The following is an 18,857-nucleotide window of genomic DNA, read 5'->3' as shown; positions in this document are numbered from 1 at the left end:
TTCCCAGCCTACGCGGCTGGCACTGTCGCTGTCAGATTATCTGCTTCGGTTTTTTCGGTAGTGCTGGTAGTAGATCCACCAACAACCTATTGCGCCAATAACTCCTCCCGCGATACTTCCTTTCAAAATTTTCACGTAATCAATAGAGGACAAATTCAAAGATAATCCATCAAGGAAAAAGTAAAAAACTCTGATTAAAATCTGCATAGTTACAGCAGCAATAAATATCCCAACCGGAAAGGCTATTAGCAGGTAAATGAAGATTAAAAACCATTTTGAGACTAAGATTTTCATTTCCCACCGCCCAGTTCTTTTCCTGCCTGATTCGCTTTATCACGGACAATCACCGTGCCATTTTCAACCGCAGCACGCGTGGTGCCCTCCGCGCTGCCGCTGCTGTCTGCCCCGCTCAGCATGCCGTTTGCCATATTCCCGGCAAACTGACCTGCGATACTGCCGCCGGTGCTGATGCCCGCGCTCTGGTGCTCCACGCTGTATTCGGCTGTGTTATGGATATCCCGCCAGCCGAGCGTGCCGGTGTCGAGGCGGTTTTTCTCCGCCGTGGCGGAGGAGGCGATAACCGCACCGTCCAGCTGCGTGTGGCCGCCCACCGTGACGTCAAACCCGCCGGAGCCTGCGAATATCCCGCTCTGCTCCCGCACGGAGGCAAAATCGCTGTCCATTTTGTCGCGGCTGTAGCTGATGCCGCCCGAGCCGGTCATGGTGCCGAAGCTGAAGCTACCGCCTGCGCTGATGTTTTTCTGGCTGCTGTCGTAGCGGTCGGTGTCCTGTTCGCTGGTAATGGTCAGGTTACGCCCGATGTCGGCCAGCACGCTCTCCCCGCTGACCTGCGCCCCGGTGAGATTCGTATCGCGGCCGCTGATAATCGTGAGCGTATCCCCCGCGTTAACCGTGGTTTCGGCGTGGGTGAGGGTGGTGCCGTTCTCCTTACCTTTCCCGGCATTCACGCTGGCGGAGATGTTGATACCCGCGCCACCGGAGCCAAAGCCAATCCCAATGCCCGCGCTGCCGCCGTGGCTCTCATTTTTGCCTTCAAGCGTTGAGGTGTTTTGCGCTGATATGAGGTTCACGTCGCGGCTGGCCTGAAGCAGCAGGTCGTTTCCGGCATCAAGCTGGCTTCCCTGCACCAGCACATCCCCGTCCGTCGCCACCACCGAGAGGTTATTTCCGGCGAAGAGGCTGCTGCCTTTCGCCGTGGTCTCCTTCATGGTCTGCGTCGATGTTGAGGACTGGCTGCCGTAAGAGAGGCTGATACCGACCGTGTTGTCATTGCCCGCCTGGTTGCCGGTGGCCTGGTCGGTGAGGACTGCCTGCGCTCCCTGTCCCGCGGTCAGCGCACCTTTGACCGCCTGCAGCGCGGCCAGACGATCGTTATCGGTCTCCCTGGCCTGTTTCAGGGTGCTCACGCTGATGTTAAGCGCGCTGCCCGCGGTACCGGAAAGGGCGAGCGTCAGGCCGGAGGATTTCTGCTCCACGGTGTGAGTCTGTGCGCTGCTGTCCGCGGCGGCGGTGATGCTGACATTTTTCCCGGCAAGCGTCATGTCCTGTCCGGCTATCAGGTCTGAGCCGTGCACCGTAAGATCATGACCTGCGCTGAGCGAGACATTGCCGTTTACGGAACCGATGGTACTGCCGCGATGGGTCACCTCCTGCGTATTATCCGTCACCTTCAGGCTCTGGCTGCCGTAGCTGATACCGATGCCGCCCGTGCCGGAGAGGCCGGATTTTTTCTCCTGTCGCTGATGGCTCTCCTGGCCGTGCTCTTCTGCGGAGGTGACGGTCAGGTTGTTTCCGGCGGCGAGCCGGACATCGTTATCTCCGACAATATCGCTACCCTGAACCCGTAAATCATGTCCCGCCTGCAGGGTTACGCTTTCGCCGCTGAACAGGGAACCCTGCGCCGTCTCGCTATTTACTACATCGTGCATGGTCACGGTTTTTTTCGAGAACGCGCCGCTGCTGCCGGTGGACTGATGGTGTGATTCAAATTCGCTGCTGTCGATGGCGGCGGTGATGGACATGTCGCGACCAGCGCTGACGGCAAGGCTGCTGCCCGCTTCGACGGTCGCGGCCTGAGCGCTAACGTCGCGCCCGGCCAGCATTGCGACATCGCCCCCGCCAGCCACCTCGCTACCCACCTGCTGCGTGGTGGACTGCTTCAGCCAGTTATTTTTATCCCAGGTCAGGTTATCGCTGGCGGAGGTGGTCACGGTAGTGAGGTTCAGGTCACGTCCTGCGTTAAGCACCGTCTGGCTCTCGCTGCCGCTGTTAACGACCTGCGCTCCGGTCAGGTTGAGATCGCGCCCGGCGTTAAGCACAAGCTTGCCGTCGTCGCCCTGAACGTAGATGCCCGCAACACGCTCAAGGGTGGTGCGCTCAAAGCTGTTTTTCCCGGCGGTACTTTTGGCGCTACGGATCGTGGTGGTGAGGTTGATATCCCGCCCGGCGGTTGCCAGTACGGAATTGTTACCTGAAATTGTGCCGCCGATGTTGTTAATGTCCGTGCGGGCCAACAGGCTGACATCCGCACCGTGAATGGTGCCCGCGCGGTTGGTGAGGGAGTCTGCGCTAAGCTGAACCCTCTCCTTGCCGTGGATCGTGCCGCTATTGACCAGATCGCGGTTCAGGTTCATCACCACGTTCTGACCGCCCATCAGCGCGCCAGCGCCGTCAACGTCACCCGGCTGTACGCGAACATAAACCTGCGGCACCATCACCGTCTGCCAGCTTCCGTCCGCAAGCTGGACGCGGGTGTTGACCAGCCAAACCATATCTTCCGTCAGCAGACCCATCTGCTCGGCGGTGAGCGCTACCCCCGGAACAAGCTGATGCGCCTTGCCGAAGGCAATACCGGCATCCATCAGCGCTTTGAACTGCGTTTCGTCGTCACGGTGATCGCCCAGGTAACGCTCGCCGGTAAGCGCAATCACCTGCTCCCGCACCAGCCGCTGCTCGTAATAGCCGTCGCCAAGACGCTTGTGCATATTGTCATGGTCCAGCGCGAACGCATCCTGCATGTAGTCGCTGCCCAGCCACTCTTTATTGTTCGTGAAGCGAGGGTCGGTCTCGATCAGGTAACGGGCATCGGGTGCTGGCAGCGTGTTGAACAGGCTGTTGTCCGGCAGGCGGATGTCGGGGGCGATTGCGCGGATCACATCGCCCTCTGCGCCGCTGGCAGGGATTTCAATCCATTTCCCTGCCGTATTGCTGGCAGGCAACACAGGGGAAAGTTTTTCCTGCTCCGGTGACGCCGCGTCGACGTCGACGGACAAGCTCCCCGTCCCATTGAGCGTGGCATCTGTTCCGTGCGCGGTGGCGGGCGAAAGGGTCATGCCGCTGCCCTCGGTCTGGCTGTATCCTTCCATTTTCCCCGGCGACAGGGTGATCGACTGGATCACCACGGGTGGCAGATAGTCCGAGGTACTTTTTCCCTGAGAGTCGCCGCCTTTTTTGGTTTTACGGCTGTAGTGTGTGACCGAGCCAGCATCCGTTATCCATCGGCTGCCTTCCGGCATGACGTTATCTACCGAATCGGCGGAAATACCGAGCGTACCACCCGCGACAATCTGGCTTTTGTCGTTCAGAACGTGGTTCGCGCTGATGGTCATTTGCCCTCCGGAGAGGATCTTGCCCGGGTCGCTCTCTGCGATAACCTCCTCTTCGATGGTGCGGGTGTAGTTGTACTCGTAAAAGTTGTCGTTGTTAGCACCGGTATCTTCCGGCGTGTTGAGGTTCAGCAGGTCGTCGGCCGAGTTATGGTCGACAAACACGCCTTCCTCATCAGCGCTCCAGCGGTTGGGCGATCCCTTGTGCTGGTACTCGTGGATCTGCTCGGTGGAAATCAGCGCCACCTCGGTGCTGAAATGGTCGTTGACGTTATTAAGCTGGCTGACGGAGAGTGCCATGTCACCTGCGGACTCTATGGTCGCGCTGTGGTTGTTCAGCGTTTGCGCCTGTCCGGTCGCAAAGCCGTTTTCGTCCACGCGTCCACCGATGGCGAGCACGCCATCGCTGTACATCAGCGCGTGGTCACGGTTGTTGATCGTCCCCGCCCCGATGTCCACGCGCTGGCGTCCGGCAATGGTTGCCGCCGTACCGTCCTGGGCGAGGTTATTGAGCGTTGTCGCCTGAAGTGAAAGATGGTCGCCATAAAGTCGCCCCGTTCCGACGTTGGTCAGCGTGGCAGCGTGAATCCACGTCTGGCTGCCGTCGATAAGACCGTAGTTACTGAGGGATGAGGAGACGGTCAGCCAGGTCGCTCCGGCGGCAATCTCACCGGACGCGGTATTGAGCAGGCTGGCGGCGCTGAAATTAAGTTTCTCACCTGCCTGCAGGTTACCGCTATTGGTCACGCTACCTGGCGTGGTGAATGTCATGCTGCCGTTGGCGATGACGTCGCCCGAATTGTTAAAGCTCTGCTGCGTACGAATCATCATGTCGCCGAGCGAGAGGAGCTGCCCATCGCCGGTCAGGGAATCGGCTTCAAGCGTGACGTTCTCGCCGCCAATCACGACACCGTCAGTGTTGATGAGGCGCAGAGCCGCGCCGCTCAGCGACAGCGTGCCCGCGGCGGACAGTTCGCCCTGAGCGTTATTAAGGGTATCGACGTGAGCAATCTGCAGCGTATCGCCTGAAATCACCGTTCCCTGCGCGTTATCAAGCTGCTGGCTGACGATGGCCACATCCAGCCCCTCAATCCCTTTCCCGGCGGCCTGGGTGTTCCGGTTGATCAGGCTGGCCGCGTTGAGCGTTACCGTTGCGCCGCTGCGCATCAGCCCAAGCGTATTGTCGATGACCCCCGAAACGGCGTTAACCATCAGGTTGCCGAGAGATTGTATTTGCCCCTCGTGGTTATCAAGACGTTCGAGATTTAACGCGATCGCCTGCTCGCTGACCACGCGCCCGCCTGCGCGATTATCCAGCGACGCGGCGTGCAGCGTGATATCGCTCTTTGCTCCGATCGTTCCATTCTGATTATTCAGGATGGCAGTCGCCAGCTGCATTGACGCCAGGCTGTAGAGCGTGCCTTGCTGGTTATCCAGCTGATATCCGTGTGTATCCAGGAAAATGCCTTTGCCCTGCATCACTCCCTGACGGTTATCGGTATCGCTGCGCGTTGCAAGCGTTAGCACGTCCAGCGCCACCAGCGTGCCAGCGATATTGCTAAAGCGGGTGGTGTCTAACGTCGCCTGTTTCCCCGCCAGCACGACTCCCGCATCGTTTTGCACATCGGCGGCCTGGATTGACATGTTCCCCTGGCTAACGATCCCCCCGGTGTCGCCGCTTTCGCGGTTGCTGATATGCCCCACGTTCAGCGTAAGGTCACCACCGCTCTGTACCAGACCGCCACCGTCGTTATCCAGCCGCTGCGCCGTGAGCGTAAGGTCGCGTTGGGCGGCGATAACCCCTCCCTGGTTGACGAGTTGCGCCGTTTCTATACGCGCACTGTCACCCGAGAGCAGCGTTCCCTGCGTATTCTCAAGCGTCCCGGTACGTGCATTAAGCGCTCCCGTCGCGCTGACCGTACCGTTGCGGTTATTCAGCGCGTCGGTTAAGTCCAGCGTCATGCTTTCGCCTGCGCTAACCGTACCGAACCGGTTGTCAACGGAGAGCGCATCCAGATGCAGGGTGGCTTCAGAGGCCAGTATGCCGTCGCGGTTATCCACGCGGGTGGCCTGAATCGCACTCTTTTGCGCACCGGCCAACATGCCGTGCTGGTTATCAATGGCGCTGGCGAGGATATCCAGCTCGCCAAAGCTGACGATGCCCCCCGTGGTGAGGGTGTCCTTATTTGAAATCGCATTGCCGTGCGTGTTGATGGACATTGCCGAACCCGACTGGATAAGGCCGGAATCATTATTCAACGCGCCGCTTTCGAGGGACAGCGTTGTGCGGGCGGCGATTTGCCCGCTGACGTTAGTTATCGACTTGATGCTGCTGAGCGCGATACGGCCCTTTTCCGCACTAATAAGCCCGCCGTCGTTGAGCAACTGGTCTGCGGTCACGCTGGCGCCTTCTGCGGCGGCCAGAACGCCTTCGCGGTTATCCGTCGCACCCGCGGTCTGCACTGACAGGCTACCCCCATCTGCGGCCAGGATCTGGCCTTTACGGTTATCCAGCGCGGCGGCATTGAGGGATATAGCGGCGTTGGCGGCAATGGTACCGTCGCGGTTATCAATACCATCCCGGTGGGTGAGCTCCAGCGCCTGCGTTCCGCTCTGGCTTATCTGGCCTTTCTGGTTTTGCAGCTTTTTCGCCATGAGCATGACGCGGTCGGCAGCAAGCAGGCCGCTGCTGTTATCGAGGGTGCCGGATGTCGTGACGCTGAGTCGCTCATTCGCGACGACCTGCGCGCTGGCGGTACTGATATCCCCTTGACCGGCATTAAGCGTGATGTTTTTTGCCTGCGTCAGGCTCCCGGTAGCATCGAGACCCAACCCGGTGGCGCTTACGTTACCGCCCGCCGCGTTCAGGCCATGCATCTCAAGTTTTCCGCTGGCGTTGAGCGTCATATCGCCCTCGCTGCCTAAGGTGCCGTCTGGCTGTACGCCTGCGGCCAGCGTGCCGGTGCTGGCAATCGTGTTGCCCGTCAGGCTGATGTTGTGCTGAGCTGCGATGGAGCCGCTGTTCTGTACGGAAGCCGTGCCAGAGAGGTCAACGTCTGCGGCAGACCAGATTGCACCGCTGTTTTCGATATGACCCTCGGCTGAGAGGGTGACCATACCGGCTTCTGCGCCAATGTTGCCCGCATTACGCACCCCGACGCCTTTTTCCGTCCCGCGAAGGCGAATTTTGCCGGCGTACATGCCGCCCACCTGCGATACATCCAGCGCCAGGCTGGGTTTTGCCGTGCCGTTATCCGCGAGCGCAGTAATCTGTTCGTGAGCGGCATCCACGCTGTTGCGCCCGGTCGTGACGCGTAAATCCTGGGCATGAATGGCCGCATTTACCTGCACCGCGCGGCCAATAATATCGGTGTGGCTCTGGCCGGTAGCGTTCATTCCGTTACCGTTAATGTGAATTTCACCCTGCTCGACCCGGTAGCCCGTTATCTGACCGTTCTGCATTTGCGCCGTGCCGGTGGTGAGCGTGGCACGCCCGGCGTTGATAAATCCGCAGCCGTCGCAGCTAATGCCCGACGGACTGGCGATGACGACGTCCGCTTTTTGTCCCGCCACTTCGATAAAGCCGTTAAGGCGGCTCGGATCGCGGGCGTTAACCTCGTTGAGGATAATTTTCGCTTCGCCTTTTGCCAGCCATGGGTTGGCTGCCACCATTCCACCAAGCTGGGTGGCGGCATTTTTATGGGAGTTGTTGAGAATGACGCCATTCTGCTCAACGTCGAACTGACTGAAGGTATTGCGGGAAACGCCACCCGCTGAAGGCGTCTGGATATTGACCTGCGGCGTACCGTTGGCGGTGCTGATAATGGTTGGCTGCTGTTTATTGGGTGCCGATGCATCCGCCACAATCCCTGCGGCCTGTACCGTTATTGCCCCGCTTGCCAGCCACAGGCTGAGGCTAATCGCCCCGACGCGGCAGATAAGTCGCTGGTGGTTATGTTGTAAACCGGAAGAGGGCGCGCTGCCAGAACAGCCGCGAGCCAGCTCCGATACCACCATCAGCATGCCGCGAGCTTTGTTAAAGACGATACGGTAAAGACGTTTGTTCATGTGAAAATCCTTTTATGTGTTATCCGTGCAGCGGGTGCGTCTTTTTCCAGTTCAGCAACGCGTCGCGCGTGACCCGTTTGCCGTAAAACGTTTTGATGCGGCGTCCTTTTTCTTCACCGCGATGCCAGAGAGAACGGGCCATGTGATGCGGGAAAATCTCTTCGCGTAACAGGCGGAACATGTCTCGCCCGTGGCCAAAGGGGGCGATAAAGTCGCGAAACCACAGGTGATCGCCGTTGCACCAGTCTTCCTCTGGCAGGGTAATGGCGGCCTCGTTGAGATAGCGGCGTTCAGCCTCTTCGCTCATCCACGCCCAGCTCAAAAAAAAGACCGGGCGACCTCCCATTTCCACCAGTACGTACTGCTGGCGCTTGATGACGGGCAGAAGAACCGCGGGCAGGACGTGCAGCGGTGCATCCCGATGGTTGAATGAGTGCATCCATAACCAGACCGATGCACCCAGCGCTTCCGCTTCGTTAAGGGTTTCGCCCAGCATAAGCGGACAGTGGACCGTGAATTCGCCATACCGCATCGTCAGAGATCCATGTTCAGGTTGAAACCGAAGGTGGCCGGGCTGGTTTTGAAGCCCTCGGGGCGAGAAAACGGAACGCCCGCAAACAGGTCGAAACCGACTTTCCAGAGCGTGCCGCGTAGCCCGGCTGCACCGCCGGCCAGATGATTTCCCGTCAGGTATTCCGTTCCGCTGCCCGCCACTTCTCCGTAGTCGGCTGCCAGATAAAACTCGGTGCCCGGGAGAGGGGTCTGTATGGAGAGATCGTTGCGTACCAGCCAGCCACGATCGGCGTTCAGGGTGCGTTCGCCATCAAAGCCGCGTACGGTCCAGCGCCCGCCAATGGAGAATTGATCCTGCGAAGTCAGCGGGGTGGTGCTGGTCTGACGCTGCCAGACTATGTCGTAGCGGAAATGCTGGTCGATCAGCTCAAACGGCAGGCTCAGGCGGGCATCCGTGCGAAGAATGCGGCTCAGCGCCGTGGCTTCATCGAATACTTCTTCTGGCGCAGGCTGTGCGCCAAACCAGCGAGTACCGCGCTGATAGCTGATTCCTGCATCCAGCGTTGCCGGGCCGATATAGTGACGGTGCGAAAGCCCCGCTTTCCAGGAGGAAACGTGGCGACGCTGCACCTCGATTTCCGTGTCGCTGATGTAATTTCGCGTTGTCCGGCTCTCGACGTCCCACGTGAATGATGTTTTTTGCGCGCTGTTGCGGTGCAGTACCCGGCTGAGCTGGGCAACCACGCTTTGGCTCTTGCCGCTGTAGCGGTAATCACCGCTCAACCCGGCGACCGTCTGGTGATAGTGGTAGTCGCTGCCGGTCAGGGAAAACCCCCACCAGCCAACCGGAACGGACCAGTGGGCGCTGAGGTTTTGGTTGCCTTTCTCCGGTCCGGTTTGCAGATCATGGTTAATGGAAAACCAGAAGAGATCGCTCAACGCCAGCGGGTTGTCCAGTGAGAGGGTCACTCCCCCCTGATAGCGTCCGGTTGATGACGAGCCGGAGTCGTCAAGCGACAGGCCAAGCCGCCAGAATTTGCGCTGCTGGCGGGAAATGACAATATCGCTCTCGCCGGGCTGTGCGGCAGGAACAATCTCCATTTCCACCTGCACGGTGGGCAAGCGCTGGAGGTTCTCAAGACCTTGTTCAATGTCCCGCAAATCGAGCAGATTGCCGTCATGCGCCGGGAAGGCGCCGTATAGCCAAATCCAGGGGCTGCTGTTGTCGGTTAAGGTGACGTGACGAATTTTTCCCGGTATCACAGCCAGCTTTAAGTGGCCGCTTTTTATATCCTGAGCGGGAGCCAGCACGCGTGCTGTCGTCCAGCCATGGGAAATCAGCCGGTTCTGAAGCGTGCTCATCAGATAATTAATCCCTTTTGCGCCGAGGCATCTCCCAGCCGCCCGATCCGCGAGGCGTTGCAGCGGCAGCCAGTGTGGCAATGCTTCTTGTCCCGAGAGCGTGACGTCGTGAATAACAAAGCAGGGCGTTTCGGCAGGAAAGGCCGTGGTGATGGCTTTTTCGGCGGGGGGTTGCAGGCGAATATCCGGCGCCTGCGGCGTCAACTGGGCTTCCAGTGCCTGCTGACGCTGCTGCTGAAGGATAAATTGCTCATCTGCCGGTGCGGCGACAGCCGTCGCTGAAAGGCTGAGAATAGCGCAGATGAAAAAGACGGCGCTTTCCGTCGTTAATCGTTGAAATTCCATTTCAACATTTTCCCTTACAAAAAGTAATGTTTTCTTGCGAGGGATAGTGACGAAGTAAGAGAGAGTTTTCTACGCGTAGCGGCTAAATAAAATCCTAAAATTTAGCGTTGTGACAGGCACTTGAGAAGTGTGAAAGCGGACAAAAAGAGAAATTACAGGCCGGGCAGGCTCGCGCCGCCCGGCACTGTCACAGGAAATTACTCCCCTTCACCCGGGAACAGGAACGGGTTGATCGAGCTGCGGGCAAAGCCCTCCTGCTCCATCTTCGCGTCCAGAATCAGCGAGGCGAGATCGTCGGCCACCGCTTCGACTTTCGGGTCTTTTTCCTGATACAGAATCTTCAGGTAAGTGCCGCAGTCGCCGCAGCTTTCCGCTTTCACCGCCGCTTCTTCATTTTCCAGCGACCAGTAGTTCAGATCGCGGGTCTGCTCGCAGTTGCTGCACTTGATGCGCACCACGTGCCACTCGGTTTCACACAGGTTGCAGTGCAGGTAGCGCAGCCCCTGAGTGGTGCCGATTTGCACCATGCTCGATACCGGCATGGAGCCGCAGACCGGGCAGAACTGGCGCGCCTCGCCGTATTCGGCGCGGGCTTTGCCCGGGATCAGGCTGGCCATTTGCGCCCAGTAGAGCGACAGCGCGGCCCAGATAAACGGGGCTTTATCGCTGCTGACCAGAGAGAAGTCAGAGGCAAACAGCGCGCTCGCCATCTCTTCCAGCTCCAGGTCAGAGGCTTTTTCCAGATTCTCAATGACCGCCAGCGCGGTGCCGCTCATCTCCGGCTTCAGCTCGGCAATCAGCGAATGCAGCAGCTTTTGCCAGTGTTTGTCGCGCGGCAGGACGTGAATGTCCAGCGGCGGCTTGCCCTGCTCGCTGGCTTCTTTGATGCGCGCGGTCAGGTCAATTTGCAGCGGGTGGTCGTACAGCACCACTTCCTGCGCGTGGGCAACCAGCGCGGCAAAGCGCAGAAAATCACCCAGCGGGTTGTTCTCTGCCAGCTCGCGCAGACGCTCTGCGCGGCGGTTGTAGAGGTTCTTGAGTCTGGGGAATAACAACGGCGGAATATAATCCGCCGTGCGTTTCTCGCTCGACCCCAGCTCATCTTGCGGGATTATGCGAATACTCATTCAGATGACTTTTCCTGTTTCTGGCGGACCTCTCGGTACCAGCGCGGGTGATGTTTCTTCGCCCACGTACTGGTTACCCATCCTTCCACCATCGCGGTAATGGTGCCTTTCACCCAGAGGGCGGCGTAGATATGCACCATGATAACCACAATTAACGCCACTGCGGCAAATGAATGCAGCATCAGCGCGAATCGGATCACCGGGATTGAGAAAGCAGGCGCAAAGTACGGACGCCAGATGATCACGCCGCTCACCAGCAACAGGACCAGGAAGATAATCGCCGCCCAGAATACGCATTTCTGGCCGAAGTTATAACGCCCGGTATCACCCACTTCCTCATTGACGACGATCTTACGAATATTCTTCGCCCAAAAGATATCATCCCGATTGATTAGGTTATGGTGCCAGTAGCGGAAAAACATGATGATAAACGACGCGAACATGATGACGCCCACAAACGGGTGCAGAATACGCGCCAGCTGTGGTGTCCCCATGATCTGCATCAGCCAGTTGAAGGACGGGAAGAAGAATCCCAGCCCGCTTATCGCCGCCAGCATGAAGCAGAAGGCGGTGACCCAGTGGTTGATGCGTTCCGGCGCGGTGTAGCGCACGATGGTGTCACGTTTTCTCATTTGCGCACCTCGTCTTTCTCTTCATGCAGGTTGTCGTCTTCCTCTTCCGCGCGGTTCGGACCAACGCCGACGTAGTGGAAGATGCTCGCTGCGAAGGTGGCAGCAAAACCGACCGCTGCCAGCGGTTTCCAGATGCCTTTCCAGAACTTCACGGTGGCGCTGATTTCCGGGTTCTCCGGCAGGCCGTGATACAGGTTCGGCTTGTCGGCGTGGTGCAGCACGTACATCACGTGCGTACCGCCAACCCCGGCTGGATCGTACAGGCCCGCGTTGTCGTAACCGCGGGTTTTCAGCTCGCCCACGCGCTCTGCCGCCAGCGTTTTCATATCCTCTTTGGAGCCAAAGTGGATAGCGCCGGTTGGGCAGGTCTTCACGCACGCTGGCTCCTGGCCGACGTTGACGCGGTCAACGCACAGCGTGCATTTGTAGACGCGGTTGTCTTCCGGGTTCAGGCGCGGAACGTCGAACGGGCAGCCCGCGATGCAGTAGCCGCAGCCGATGCACTGTTCGGACTGGAAGTCGACGATGCCGTTGGCATACTGAATGATAGCCCCTTCTGACGGACATGCCTTCAGGCAGCCCGGATCCGCACAGTGCATACAGCCGTCTTTGCGGATAAGCCATTCCAGTTTGTCGTTCTGCTCCACTTCCGAGAAACGCATCACCGTCCAGGACTTGGCGGTCAGGTCGGCCGGGTTGTCGTACACCCCGACGTTGTGACCCACTTCGTCACGCAGATCGTTCCACTCTGAACACGCCACCTGACAGGCTTTACAGCCGATACAGGTGGTCACGTCGATAAGCTTCGCCACTTCCTGCTGGTGGTCCCGCGCCTGAGGCGCGGGCGTGAAACTGTTTGTCGCGGAACGACGGATAATGTCTTGAGATTGATAAGCCATAAGTCGTCTCCGTTACACCTTTTCCACGTTCACGAGGAAGGCCTTAAACTCCGGCGTCTGCGTGTTCGCATCGCCGACGAACGGCGTCAGGGTGTTCGCAATGAACCCTTTCTTCGCCACACCCTCATAGCCCCAGTGGATCGGGATACCGATGGTGTCCACCTCCTGACCGTGAACGTTCAGCGTGCGGATACGCTTGGTCACCACCGCCTTGGCTTTAATATAGCCGCGGTTAGAGGAGACCTTCACGGTATCGCCATGGGCGATGCCGAGCTTGCCCGCCAGCTTCTCGCCGATCTCCACAAACTGTTCCGGCTGCGCGATGGCGTTAAGCAGCGCGTGCTTGGTCCAGTAGTGGAAGTGCTCGGTCAGACGGTAGGTGGTGCCCACGTACGGGAACTTGTCCTTTTTACCCAGCGCTTCGAAATCGCCCTTAAAGATACGGGCTGCCGGGTTAGAGACCACGTTCGGGTGCAGCGGGTTGGTGCCCAGCGGCGTCTCAAACGGCTCGTAGTGTTCCGGGAACGGACCTTCCGCCATCTTATCGATAGCAAACAGGCGTCCCATCCCTTCAGGCTGCATGATAAACGGCCCAACGTCGCTGCCCGGTGCGGCAGTGCTGTAGTCCGGAATATCCACGCCGCCCCATTTCGCGCCGTCCCACTTCAGAAGCTGACGCTTCGGATCCCACGGGTTGCCCTGCGGGTCAGCGGATGCGCGGTTATAGAGGATGCGGCGGTTGAGCGGCCACGCCCATGCCCAGCCCAGCGTATTGCCGAGACCCGACGGGTCGGCGTTATCGCGGTTGGCCATCTGGTTGCCCTTCGGCGTCCAGCTACCGGCAAAGATCCAGCAGCCGCTGGAGGTCGTGCCGTCATCGCGCAGGTGTGCGAAGGTGCTGAGCTGATCGCCTTTCTTCGCCAGCACGGTACCGGTGGCCGGGTCGATAACGTCCGCCAGCGCCTTACCGTTGCTCTCCATCGCCACTTCTTCCGGCGCAGGGTTTTCCGGCGTCGAGTAGTTCCAACTCATGTTCAGCACCGGTTCCGGGTTCGCGCCGCCTTCTTCCGCATACATCTTACGCAGGCGTAAGAAGATGCCGGCCAGGATCTCGCCGTCGTTCATGGCGATGCCCGGGGCGTCCGCGCCTTTCCAGTGCCACTGCAGCCAGCGTCCGGAGTTGACGATAGAACCGTTCTCTTCCGCGAAGCAGGTAGACGGCAGACGGAACACTTCGGTCTGAATCTTCGATGGATCAACATCGTTCGATTCACCGTGGTTCTGCCAGAAGGTCGAGGTCTCGGTATTGAGCGGGTCAATCGTCACCAGGAACTTCAGCTTCGACAGAGACTCAACAACCTTGTTCTTGTTCGGGAACGAGGCAACCGGGTTAAAGCCCTGGCACAGATAGCCGTTCACTTTGCCCTGGTGCATCATCTCGAAATACTGCAGAACGTCGTAGCCTTTGTCCCACTTCGGCAGCCAGTCAAAGCCCCAGCTGTTTTCAGCCGTCGCTTTGTCGCCGAAGAAGGCTTTCATCATCGAGACGAAGAACTTCGGATAGTTGCCCCAGTAGTTTACCTGGCCTTCGAGCAGCGGTTTAGGCGTGCTGGCCGTCAGGTAGGTTTGCAGATCGGTCTGTTTCTCGCTTGGCAGGTTCATGTAACCCGGCAGGCTTTGAGACAGCAGGCCGAGGTCGGTCAGACCCTGAATGTTGGAGTGACCGCGCAGGGCGTTCACGCCGCCGCCTGCCATCCCCATGTTGCCGAGCAGGAGCTGAACCATCGCCATGGTACGGATGTTCTGCGCGCCGATGGAGTGCTGCGTCCAGCCGAGGGCGTACAGGAACGATGCGGTTTTGTCCTTCGCGCTGGTTTCGGCGATCAACTCGCACACCTTCAGGAAGTCCGCCTTCGGCGTACCGCAGATGTTTTCGACCACCTCCGGCGTGTAGCGGGATACGTGCTCTTTCAGCAGGTTCCACACGCAGCGCGGGTGTTGCAGGGTGGTATCGCGCTTCGCAAAGCCTTTTTCATCCAGCTCGTAGTTCCAGCTGGTTTTGTCGTATTTGCGTTTTTCGGCGTCGTAACCGCTGAACAGGCCATCTTCGAAGTGGTAATCCTCACGCACGATCAGGCTGGCGTTGGTATAGGCTTCGGTGTATTCGCGGTTATATTTTTCGTTGGTCATCAGGTACAGCAATACGCCTGACAGGAAAGTGATGTCAGTACCTGAACGAATTGGGGTGTAGAAATCCGCCACTGACGCAGTACGCGTAAAGCGGGGATCGATCACAATCAGTTTCGCACCGTTGTGGATTTTGGCTTCCATCGCCCAGCGGAACCCGACAGGGTGCGCTTCAGCGGCGTTACCGCCCATCACCACAATGAGGTTGGCGTTCTTGATGTCGACCCAGTGGTTGGTCATCGCACCGCGACCAAATGTTGGAGCAAGACTTGCTACCGTTGGTCCGTGTCAGACACGCGCCTGGTTGTCGACCGCGAGCATACCGAGTGCGCGCGTAAATTTCTGGGTTAAATAACCGGTTTCGTTGCTGGAAGCAGAGGCACACAGCATCCCGGTGGAGAGCCAGCGGTTGACCGTAACGCCGTCGGCGTTCTTCTCAACAAAGTTGGCATCGCGGTCTTCTTTAATGTGTTTTGCGATGCGGTCGAACGCCTCTTCCCAGCTGATTTGCTGCCATTTGTCTGAGCCTGGCGCGCGATATTCCGGGAATTTGAGGCGGCTTTCGGAGTGGATAAAGTCCACCAGACCGGCCCCTTTCGGGCACAATGCGCCGCGGTTGACCGGATGATCCGGGTCGCCTTCGATATGGAAAATAGACGCTTTGGCGTTTTTAGCACCGTCGCCGAGGCTATACATCAACAGCCCGCAACCGACAGAGCAGTACGTACAGGTATTACGGGTTTCACGGGTGCGCAGCAGTTTATACTGCCGCGTTTCCGCCAGCGCTACGCCGGGCGCAAAGCCCAGTGCCGCTGCCGTGGTGCCTGCCATACCGCCAGCGCAGATCTTAAAGAACTGCCTTCTGCTGACCTGCATGGGTCACTCCTTGTTTCGACATTGCTTACATATGTAGTTTTGACTTCGCGGCTGAAGAATGACCGCAAAGGAAAAAAATTTGCGTTAATCCCTCAATTCCACGAGGGATATCATCAGAATACCACAATGTCGGTACAGCTGTTCTAATGGCGTTAATACAAAGTGAACGTATTATCACCATGTTGATTATAAAGTGTGATATCGATCACATTAACAGCTTCGCTTGTTAAAGGGGTGTAGCGGGTGTCGGGTTGCACCCCTTCTAAATGAGTAGGAGAATGATTGCTGAAAAGTTGATCCATACTATGCGTACAGCCTGTGGATTATGCTGCAATAGCAGGCTCACCTCTGTGGTTGTTCAGGAATACCGCTGTGTCTAAACAAAACCGTGCTCCCCACTCGTCACCACTGCCTGCGGGCATTGTGGAACTGTCGGTACACAGACCGCCCCACATCACCCATGCCACGCCGGATTTTCTGGCGGAAGAAGTGCCCGTTGCGCTCGTTTACAACGGTATCTCCCACGTGGTGATGATGGCTTCGCCGAAGGATCTTGAGCTGTTCGCCATCGGTTTTTCCCTCTCGGAAGGCATCATCGACCATCCGCAGGAGATCTACGGCATGGACGTGGTGCAGGCTTGCAACGGCCTTGAAGTGCAAATCGAACTCTCCAGCCGCCGCTTTATGGGGCTGAAAGAGCGCCGCCGCGCGCTGGCCGGGCGTACCGGCTGCGGCGTCTGTGGCGTTGAGCAGCTCAATGATATTGGCAAACCCGTTGCGCCACTGCCGTTTACTCAGACCTTTGATCTGGCTCACCTCGACCATGCGCTCGAGCATTTGAACGATGTACAGCCCATCGGCCAGCTGAGCGGCTGCACGCACGCGGCGGCATGGGTGTTGCCGTTGGGGGATATTGCCGGGGGGCATGAGGACGTTGGTCGGCACGTGGCCCTGGATAAGCTGCTTGGTCGCCGGGCGCGTGAAAGTGACGTCTGGAAGCAGGGGGCGGCACTCGTTTCCAGCCGCGCCAGCTATGAGATGGTGCAAAAATCCGCGATGTGCGGTGTGGAAATTCTGTTTGCGGTCTCAGCCGCAACGACGCTGGCGGTGGAGGTGGCGGAGCGCTGCAACCTGACGCTGGTGGGCTTCTGCAAGCCGGGAAGGGCGACCGTTTATACCCATCCACAGCGATTAATTGTTAGTCAATAATTTTGAATGATAATAGCAAATCCTTCCGCTTTTAGTTGTTCATGATGAGGTCTAGTATTTATCTCATCAAGGCACGGTGCCTTACCTAAACAACTTAATGAAAGGGTTTATATCATGAAAAGCATCAAAACTTTTGTCGCTGTAATCGCTCTGGCTGCTTCTTTCGGTTCTTTCGCTGCTCAGACCGTGACCGCAACCGCGTCGACCATTGACGGCGCAGAAGCGAAAATCGCGGCTCAGGCTCAGGAAGCCGGCGCGTCATCTTACAAAATTACCCAGGCGTTCTCAGGTAACCGCGTACACATGACTGCTGAACTGACTAAATAAGCCGTCACACCGTCGAAAGAGCGCCCCCGGGGCGCTTTTTTAGCTTATGCCCGCCACGCGCAGCAGCGCGGTCACCACCGCCGCCGCAACGATCACCACAATTAACGGCATCTTCCGCCAGGCCAGAAACACCGCAAACGCCACGCCCAGCACGCGCGCCATACCGGCAAAGTGGTCACCTTCATAAAACGTGGTCGCCAGCGCCACGGAAAACAGCAATACCGTTGCCGCATCGGACAGCAGAGCCTGTGAGCGCTCTGACAATGCCAGCCTGTTGCCCAGTTTCGCCCCGCCAAGACGCATCAGATACGTTCCCGCAGACAAAATGGCGATGCCGAGAATAAAAAACGTCATATTTCCCATTATTTTTTCCTCGCAGCGAGACCCAGTAAAGAGAGCAGCACCGGTAATCCCACCGGGGCAAACGGTACGGCGGCCAGCGACACAACGGCACCGCTGCAGGCGCGGATGAGCGTGGTACGGTTTTTAAACGCGGGAACCACCAGCGCCAGCAATATGGCCGGGAATACCGCATCCAGGCCAATGGTTTCCGGATCCGGCAGCAGTTTGCCGACCATGGCGCCCAGCAGGGCCCCCAGCGGCCAGACAATCGCCACGCCTAAACCACATAACCAGTACGCCGCTTTGCGCTGTTCGGGCGTTTTTTGCGACAGGCCAAAGACCACGCTTTCGTCGTTCATGATGTGGCAGCCTAAAAGGCTCAGGCTACGTTTGCCCACCAGTTCACGCACCGTCACGCCAAACGGCACGTGCCGCGCGTTGACCAGCAACCCCGCGGCCGCGGCCGCCAGCGGATTACCGCCGCTTGCCACAATGCCGATAAACATAAACTCTGACGCGCCCGCGAGTACGGTGATGGAGAGTACAAACGGTACCCAGACCGGGAAACCGTAGGCCATCGCCAGGGAGCCGTATGACATCCCGACCACGCCGACCGCGAGGCAGACCAGGATGATTGCTTTTATGGTGTCGCCTTTCAGGCAAGAGAGATGATGCTTCATACATTTTTAGCCATATCGAACGTGTATCCATTATAATGAACGCAACAGAAGTGTTTTTCAAGATGAACGATTCGTTCGATTTATAGAACAAAGAGGCCGTTATATGACGCAGCCAATCAGCCTGATCGCTAAAAGTCTGGTGCGAGAGCGCCTGCGAACCGGGCTTTCACTGGCGGAAATTGCCCGCCGTGCCGGGATCGCCAAATCCACCCTTTCCCAACTGGAGTCCGGCAACGGTAACCCAAGCCTGGAAACGCTGTGGTCGCTTTGCGTGGCGCTGGATATTCCTTTCGCCCGCCTGCTAGAGCCGCAGTTGCCGACCACGCAGGTGATCCGCCGTGGTGAAGGGACGAAAGTGGTCGCCGGACAGGCTAACTATGAAGCCATTTTGCTGGCAGCATGCCCCCCCGGCGCGCGTCGCGATGTCTATCTTCTGATGACCCAGCCGGGTGCAGACCGTATTTCCCAGCCGCATCCGCCGGGTTCGGTAGAGCATATTATTGTGACGCAGGGACGGGCGCTGGTTGGTCTGCTTGACGCGGCGGAAGAGCTCGCCGCAGGAGATTATATTTGTTATCCCGCCGACCAGCCGCATATCTTTAAGGCGCTGGAGCCGGATACGCACGCGCTGCTGGTGGCGGAACAAAACTAACAGAGATACGGA

At 58.3% G+C, this 18,857-nt stretch carries 12 protein-coding genes; 3 read left to right on the top strand and 9 right to left on the bottom strand.

All coding sequences use genetic code 11. The features are described from left to right. Positions 1-290: 290 nt before the first annotated feature. From AC2TE5_RS22645 to fdnG, 7 genes are all read right to left on the bottom strand, one after another. Positions 291-7,694, bottom strand: coding sequence for a hemagglutinin repeat-containing protein (locus AC2TE5_RS22645; RefSeq protein WP_484612409.1), 7,404 nt, complete (start codon positions 7,692-7,694; stop codon positions 291-293). Positions 7,695-7,713: 19 nt separating this feature from the next. Further along, a complete protein-coding gene (locus AC2TE5_RS22640) occupies positions 7,714-8,226 on the bottom strand; it encodes a toxin-activating lysine-acyltransferase (RefSeq protein ID WP_484612408.1) in 513 nt (170 codons plus the stop codon). A gap of 2 nt (positions 8,227-8,228) precedes the next feature. After that, a complete protein-coding gene (locus AC2TE5_RS22635; RefSeq protein ID WP_484612407.1) occupies positions 8,229-9,914 on the bottom strand; it encodes a ShlB/FhaC/HecB family hemolysin secretion/activation protein in 1,686 nt (561 codons plus the stop codon). 197 nt (positions 9,915-10,111) lie between these two features. Next, a complete protein-coding gene (fdhE, locus tag AC2TE5_RS22630) occupies positions 10,112-11,041 on the bottom strand; it encodes a formate dehydrogenase accessory protein FdhE (protein WP_063144324.1) in 930 nt (309 codons plus the stop codon). Further along, positions 11,038-11,673, bottom strand: a complete 636-nt coding sequence (gene fdoI, locus AC2TE5_RS22625) for a formate dehydrogenase cytochrome b556 subunit (protein WP_008501832.1) — start codon at positions 11,671-11,673, stop codon at positions 11,038-11,040. The genes fdhE and fdoI overlap by 4 nt, the downstream gene beginning before the upstream one ends. After that, a complete protein-coding gene (gene fdxH / locus AC2TE5_RS22620) occupies positions 11,670-12,572 on the bottom strand; it encodes a formate dehydrogenase subunit beta (RefSeq protein WP_152082874.1) in 903 nt (300 codons plus the stop codon). The genes fdoI and fdxH overlap by 4 nt, the downstream gene beginning before the upstream one ends. A gap of 12 nt (positions 12,573-12,584) precedes the next feature. Continuing rightward, positions 12,585-15,635: a formate dehydrogenase-N subunit alpha gene (fdnG, locus tag AC2TE5_RS22615; protein ID WP_484612406.1), complete on the bottom strand. Its 3,051-nt coding sequence runs from the start codon at positions 15,633-15,635 to the stop codon at positions 12,585-12,587. A gap of 372 nt (positions 15,636-16,007) precedes the next feature. Here fdnG and fdhD point away from each other — a divergent pair, with 372 nt between their 5' ends. Together fdhD and AC2TE5_RS22605 are read left to right on the top strand one after the other, a co-directional pair. Beyond that, positions 16,008-16,844 (top strand): formate dehydrogenase accessory sulfurtransferase FdhD, encoded by an 837-nt coding sequence (fdhD, locus tag AC2TE5_RS22610; protein ID WP_484612405.1) that lies wholly within the window; start codon positions 16,008-16,010, stop codon positions 16,842-16,844. A gap of 114 nt (positions 16,845-16,958) precedes the next feature. Beyond that, positions 16,959-17,171 carry a YdgH/BhsA/McbA family protein gene (locus AC2TE5_RS22605; protein WP_047345526.1) on the top strand — a complete coding sequence of 71 codons (213 nt, stop codon included), beginning with the start codon at positions 16,959-16,961 and terminating at the stop codon, positions 17,169-17,171. Positions 17,172-17,210: 39 nt separating this feature from the next. On the opposite strand, the gene AC2TE5_RS22600 is transcribed toward AC2TE5_RS22605, so the two are convergent. Together AC2TE5_RS22600 and AC2TE5_RS22595 are read right to left on the bottom strand one after the other, a co-directional pair. Next, entirely contained in the window at positions 17,211-17,534 is a 324-nt protein-coding gene (locus AC2TE5_RS22600) for an AzlD domain-containing protein (protein WP_484612404.1), read from the bottom strand. Beyond that, positions 17,534-18,193 carry an AzlC family ABC transporter permease gene (locus AC2TE5_RS22595; protein WP_484612403.1) on the bottom strand — a complete coding sequence of 220 codons (660 nt, stop codon included), beginning with the start codon at positions 18,191-18,193 and terminating at the stop codon, positions 17,534-17,536. The genes AC2TE5_RS22600 and AC2TE5_RS22595 overlap by 1 nt, the downstream gene beginning before the upstream one ends. Positions 18,194-18,296: 103 nt before the next feature. Between AC2TE5_RS22595 and AC2TE5_RS22590 the strand changes: the two genes are divergently transcribed. Then, positions 18,297-18,845 carry a helix-turn-helix domain-containing protein gene (locus AC2TE5_RS22590; protein ID WP_484612402.1) on the top strand — a complete coding sequence of 183 codons (549 nt, stop codon included), beginning with the start codon at positions 18,297-18,299 and terminating at the stop codon, positions 18,843-18,845. Positions 18,846-18,857 lie beyond the last annotated feature (12 nt).

This window comes from Enterobacter sp. N5-15 (assembly GCF_057221635.1).
The sequence above is the reverse complement of the archived record's forward strand: the minus strand, read 5'-3'. Positions and strand labels throughout refer to the sequence as shown.

Excerpts from the sequence above, each read along its gene's own strand:
- AC2TE5_RS22635 (WP_484612407.1), bottom strand. The coding sequence starts at position 9,914 with ATGGAATTTCAACGATTAACGACGGAAAGCGCCGTCTTTTTCATCTGC.
- AC2TE5_RS22605 (WP_047345526.1), top strand. The coding sequence starts at position 16,959 with ATGAAAAGCATCAAAACTTTTGTCGCTGTAATCGCTCTGGCTGCTTCT.
- AC2TE5_RS22595 (WP_484612403.1), bottom strand. The coding sequence starts at position 18,193 with ATGAAGCATCATCTCTCTTGCCTGAAAGGCGACACCATAAAAGCAATC.
- AC2TE5_RS22590 (WP_484612402.1), top strand. The coding sequence starts at position 18,297 with ATGACGCAGCCAATCAGCCTGATCGCTAAAAGTCTGGTGCGAGAGCGC.
- AC2TE5_RS22600 (WP_484612404.1), bottom strand. The coding sequence starts at position 17,534 with ATGGGAAATATGACGTTTTTTATTCTCGGCATCGCCATTTTGTCTGCG.
- fdhE (WP_063144324.1), bottom strand. The coding sequence starts at position 11,041 with ATGAGTATTCGCATAATCCCGCAAGATGAGCTGGGGTCGAGCGAGAAA.
- fdxH (WP_152082874.1), bottom strand. The coding sequence starts at position 12,572 with ATGGCTTATCAATCTCAAGACATTATCCGTCGTTCCGCGACAAACAGT.
- AC2TE5_RS22640 (WP_484612408.1), bottom strand. The coding sequence starts at position 8,226 with ATGCGGTATGGCGAATTCACGGTCCACTGTCCGCTTATGCTGGGCGAA.
- fdoI (WP_008501832.1), bottom strand. The coding sequence starts at position 11,673 with ATGAGAAAACGTGACACCATCGTGCGCTACACCGCGCCGGAACGCATC.
- AC2TE5_RS22645 (WP_484612409.1), bottom strand. The coding sequence starts at position 7,694 with ATGAACAAACGTCTTTACCGTATCGTCTTTAACAAAGCTCGCGGCATG.